The 5,615-nt window shown below is 39.9% G+C and carries 2 protein-coding genes and 2 pseudogenes; 2 read left to right on the top strand and 2 right to left on the bottom strand.

Annotation, left to right across the window (positions count from 1 at the left end):
• Positions 1-16 precede the first annotated feature (16 nt).
• Positions 17-3,556, bottom strand: a complete 3,540-nt coding sequence (metH, locus tag CUN59_RS18125) for a methionine synthase (RefSeq protein ID WP_104389164.1) — start codon at positions 3,554-3,556, stop codon at positions 17-19.
• A 251-nt stretch (positions 3,557-3,807) separates the two neighbouring features.
• Here metH and CUN59_RS22680 point away from each other — a divergent pair.
• Both CUN59_RS22680 and CUN59_RS18115 read left to right on the top strand, forming a co-directional pair.
• A pseudogene (locus CUN59_RS22680) lies at positions 3,808-3,909 on the top strand (BMP family ABC transporter substrate-binding protein); the annotation flags it as partial.
• A 506-nt stretch (positions 3,910-4,415) separates the two neighbouring features.
• Entirely contained in the window at positions 4,416-5,288 is an 873-nt protein-coding gene (locus tag CUN59_RS18115; protein ID WP_104389162.1) for a 6-pyruvoyl trahydropterin synthase family protein, read from the top strand.
• A gap of 149 nt (positions 5,289-5,437) precedes the next feature.
• On the opposite strand, the pseudogene CUN59_RS22160 reads toward CUN59_RS18115, so the two are convergent.
• A pseudogene (locus tag CUN59_RS22160) lies at positions 5,438-5,591 on the bottom strand (RNA-guided endonuclease TnpB family protein); the annotation flags it as partial.
• Positions 5,592-5,615 lie beyond the last annotated feature (24 nt).

The following is a 5,615-nucleotide window of genomic DNA, read 5'->3' as shown; positions in this document are numbered from 1 at the left end:
GACTTACGGCGAATAGTTAAGCCGTGAAATACTTCGCTACAGGGTGATAAGTAATAATTGCCGTTGTAGACTGTTCAGGATACAATTGCTCACTTTCATCCATATACATATTCATCCTATCAACTCCCAACAATTCCAACTGCTTATATTGATCCTGGATATTCGGACAAGCAGGATAGCCGAAACTATACCGAGAACCTTGATAACGCTGGGCCAAAATATCCCTAATATTATCCGGTTCAGAATCTCCCAAACCCAACTCCCGGCGGATTCTAGCGTGTGTCCATTCCGCCAAAGCTTCCGCCACCTGTACCGCCATACCATGAAAATACAAATAATCAGTGTATTGATTATTAGCAAAAAGCTTTTGAGCAAACTCCGTGGCCACTTCTCCCACCGTCACCGCTTGCATGGGGAAAACATCAATAATTCCCGACTCCTTGGGTGCAAAGAAATCTGCAATACATAACCTATTAAAAGACTTCTGACGGGGAAACTCAAAACCTACTCTTACCTCCGCGTCCTCTGCGTCTGTGCGGTTCGTCTCATAAATCAATAAACTATTCCCCACAGACTGACAAGGAAAATAGCCATAAATTACTTGAGGATGTAACAAATTCTCCTCAATAATTCGCCGTTTCCAAGTTTCTAAAATCGGGTAAACCTTCTCATTTAAAAACTCCTGATATTCCTCCTTAGATTGTTCTTTAGGTTTGCGGAATTGCCATTGTCCAGCTACCAAAGCTTGCAAATCTAGATACCAGAATAATTCCTCCAAAGAAATATCATCAGGTTGTAAAAATTGTGTTCCCCAGAAAGGTGGTTGAGGACGTTCAATATCTACAGCTACCGCTTCTGAACGACGGGTATCTATTGCTTTCGGTTCAGCAGCTACTTTATCTTTAACAGTATTATCTACTGTTTTATGATGACCATTTGTTGATTCTTCAGTTCCTAATTCATCCAAAAACCCCTGTGAATCATTCCAATTACCGATATTTTTAGCTGGCATTAATTTATCCATGAAATGCAAATCAGAAAACGCATCTTTGCCATAAATAACTTTACCTTTGTAAGTCCCTTGGCAATCTTGATTCACAAATTTAGGAGTCAAAGCTGCACCACCTAAAATTACCGGAACAGTAATTCCCTTTTCATTGAAAGTTTGTAAATTCTCTTTCATGAAAGCGGTAGATTTTACTAACAATCCACTCATAGCAATACAATCAGGCTTATACTGTTCGTAGGCTTGAATGATGTTTTCTACAGATTGCTTAATGCCCAGGTTTATCACCTTATAACCATTGTTAGATAAGATGATATCCACCAGGTTTTTACCAATATCATGAACATCACCTTTTACAGTCGCAATGACAAAAGTTCCCTTGGCATTATTCCCAGATTCTGACTTTTCCATGAAGGGTTCTAAATAAGCAACCGCAGCTTTCATGGTTTCTGCTGATTGTAATACGAAAGGTAGCTGCATTTGTCCAGAACCAAACAATTCACCCACAACTTTCATCCCGTCTAAGAGAAAAGTATTAATGATTTCCAAGGGGGGATATTGTTCTAAAGCTTTGGTTAATTGGGTTTCTAAACCAATTCTTTCACCGTCAATAATATGGCGTTTTAAACGTTCTTCTATTGGTAAACTTTCATCAACACCGGTGTTACGTTTGGTTTTGACTCCTGCAAAAATTGTTGTTAATTCTCCCAAAGGATCATAAATGCAGACATTCCCATCAAATTTGCGTTCATCATATATTAATTGCCGACAAACTTCTTGATGTTGGGGGTCAATTTTCGCTAATGGTAGAATTTTACTCGCGCTGACAATTGCTGCATCCATTCCCGCATTCATTGCTTCATGCAAAAACATCGAGTTTAACACCATCCGCGATGCTGGGTTTAAACCAAAGGATATATTAGATACACCCAAAATTACATGACATCCCGGCAATTCTTGACGAATACGGCGAATTGATTCTATGGTGGCTTTGCCGTTTGCTCGATCTTCTTCAATCCCTGTAGAAATAGGGAGGGCTAATGTATCAAAAAATATTTCTGTGGGAGCAATACCATATTCCACAGCTTGACGGTAAGCACGTTGGGCAATTTGAAATTTTTTCTCCGCTGTCCGCGCCATGCCATCTTCATCAATTGTACCAATAATGACACCAGCACCGTATTTTTTGGCTAATTCTAGCACTTTTAAAAATCGCGGTTCCCCATCTTCATAGTTGGTAGAATTGAGTAAACACTTACCTCCCGCTACTTTTAAACCCGCTTCCATTTTTTCCCATTCGGTGGAATCGAGCATTAATGGTAAAGTCACATTATTAACGATGCGAGAAACTAACTCGTGCATATCGCGCACACCATCCCGTCCCACATAGTCAACGTTAACATCTAGGATATGTGCGCCTTCTTTAACTTGACTCCGCGCCATTGAGACTAAACCATCCCAGTCTTCACCGTTGAGTAAGTCACGGCATTTTTTAGAACCACTGGCGTTAAGACGTTCCCCAACTATCAAGAAAGAATTATCTTGTTCATAATTTTGAGTAGTATAAATTGATGCGGCTGCTGGTTCTAAACTTGGTTGTCTAACTTTTGGTTTTAAGTCTTTGGCAATTTCCGCTAATTGTTGAATGTGTTCTGGTCTTGTCCCACAGCAACCCCCTATCACTTGGACACCCAAATCTTCAATAAAGTGCATTAACGCCATGCGTAATTCTACAGGCGTAAGTTTGTAATGTGCTTGACCGCCAACGTTTTCCGGTAAACCTGCATTGGGAATACAGGAAACTACAAAAGGCGAGTGTGCTGATAAATATTTAATGTGTGGTTTCATCAAGTCTGGCCCAGTGGCGCAGTTCAAACCGAGAATATCAATAGGGAATGGTTCTAAAATAGTGAGTACGGCAGAAATTTCCGTACCTACTAACATTGTTCCCATGCTTTCCATTGTGACGGAAACCATTAACGGTCTTCTTTCCCCTTTTTTGGCAAATGCTTCCTCAATTCCGTTTAATGCGGCTTTAATTTGCAGCACGTCTTGACAAGTTTCTATCAAAAACAAGTCCACACCGCCATCAAATAAAGCTTCTGCTTGTTCTGCAAAAGCAGCTTTCATGGTGTCAAAATCAATATGTCCCAAGGTTGGGAGTTTGGTGGTTGGACCGATAGAACCAGCGACAAAGCGGGGTTTTTCCGGTGTGGAAAATTCTGCCGCCACAGTTTTAGCTAATTCTGCGGCTTTCTTACTGAGATAATAAGCTTGGTCTGCTAAGTCATATTCTGCTAAAACAATGGAAGTACCACCAAAGGTATCGGTTTCAATGACATCTGCACCCGCAGCAAGGAAGTCACGGTGAACTTTAGCCACAGCTTCGGGTTTTGTGTGTACTAAGTATTCATTACAACCCTCATATTCTGCACCCCCGAAGTCTTCAGCAGTGAGGTTTTGGGTTTGTAGGTTAGTTCCCATCGCACCGTCAAAGACGATGACGGGAAGTTCTGGACTATGGAGACGTTCTAGGAAAGAATGTGTCATATTTTGGAAAAAATTGTGTGGATTTGGAATTGTTTTACTTTTATGTTTAAGTTATTTTGCCAGTCAAATGTTAGAATTCTACACTTTATTTGATATTGTGTGTGTGATATAGCAGGGAACAGGGAATAGGGAACAGAGTTGAAAGTCATGAGAGTGTATAGTTTTTTAGGTAAATTCTGTATCTCATTCAAGTGCATACCGCTATATCGTTTATGAGAATTAACTTAAATCGGCGTAAATTTATTCTATATGGTTCATTTGACGCAGCAATACAACAAGTTGCCTCTCAAGTTCCTAATACTTTCTTTGTGGCTGAGAATGTTTCTATTAAAGGTGATAATATCCCAGGGATAGTTTATCCTATTCAAGATTTAACAGTATCATTTCGTAAGAATTCAGGTGAGGTAAAAAGATCCCCGACTTCTGTGATCAATTTATCATGTATGGACACAATTAATCACAGAAGTCGGGGATCTGGGTATGAACGAGCGCTATAGCTGAATACTTACGTTATTTCTTGCGATCGCTTTGTCTTGGGAATATCGGCTAAAAGAGAAGAAATCATACTAAAGTGATAAAATTGTGTGTAAACTATAAGAATAAAATCAGTAAAAGTGCCTTATTTGCAACAAGTGAATCAAATAACAGAAAACATTCAAAGTTTATTTATTAAATCTGTTGATTTATTGTGATTACAAGCAACTCATGGACTAGATTCCACACAGCAAGCAGAAATGGGACAATTTTTGACACGATGATCTCTAAGATGTGAATTAAAGTAAAGCAATAACTAGCAAATTAGTTTACACTGTATAAAGTGAAAGATTAAGAAATATTAAATTCTGTTCCCAGGGTACTCATGCAATGTATCGTAAATCGCCGCGCTCAGTTTTCCGCCAGTCATCGGTATTGGTTGCCAGAACTGAGTGAAACCGAGAACTTAGAAAAATTTGGACTTTGCTCGAAATTTCCGGGACACGGACACAACTATGTCTTATTTATCTCCCTAGTTGGAGAACTAGATGAGTATGGGATGGTACTTAACCTGTCTGATGTGAAACAAGTTATCAAGCGGGAAGTGACCGGTCAACTAGATTTTTCCTATCTCAATGATGTGTGGGCAGAATTTGGGCAAACTCTTCCGACTACAGAAAATATAGCGCGGGTGATTTGGCAACGTCTATCACCCCATTTACCTTTGGTTCGCGTGCAGTTATTTGAACATCCTCAACTTTGGGCAGATTATATGGGTAACGGAATGGAAGCATATTTCAGTGTTAGCACTCACTTTAGCGCGGCTCACAGGCTGGCGCATCCTGATTTAAGTTTGGCAGAAAATACAGACATTTACGGTAAATGCGCTCGCGTTAATGGTCATGGACACAACTATCATTTAGAAGTCACCGTCAAAGGGGAAATTGACCCCCGCACAGGGATGATTATTGATTTAGGGGCTTTAAATCAGGTAATTACAGATTATATCGTTGAGCCATTTGATCACACTTTTTTAAATAAGGATATTCCCTTCTTTAGTAAAGTTGTGCCGACTGCGGAAAATATTGCTCTTTATATTAGTAATACTTTGCGATCGCCTATTCAAGAACTAGGAGCAAAACTTTACAAAGTAAAACTCATTGAAAGCCCTAATAATTCCTGTGAAATCTACGCTGCTGACTCAGAAACAACTACTGTTAATGCAACTGTAAGTGAACCAGTATTAGCCAGAGTTTAAAATAGCTTGTTGATGAGTTTCCAGATCCCCGACTTCTTTAATTGATTGTATTCGGAAAGGATAAATCTATCTTAGAAGTCGGGGATCTTACTTATCACCTCACCTGAATCCCTAGGTAGAGACGTTCCATAAAACGTCTCTGCAGTGAACTACCCACACTGACTTGGAGTACCAAGTACAGTGTTGGCTTCTGTACTCACGGGGGAGTGCCGCAACTTAGACTTTCGCCCAAGTTTTGGTCTTATCTCCCCTCCTACAGCACCAGACGGCTGAACCTTCCGCCTTTATAATTCTGATACCCTCTGTATATTGCCAGGAAGTTTAACA

Source organism: Cuspidothrix issatschenkoi CHARLIE-1 (assembly GCF_002934005.1).
GTDB lineage: Bacteria > Cyanobacteriota > Cyanobacteriia > Cyanobacteriales > Nostocaceae > Cuspidothrix > Cuspidothrix issatschenkoi.
Note: the sequence above shows the minus strand (reverse complement) of the source record. Positions and strands in the feature narration are given on the sequence as shown.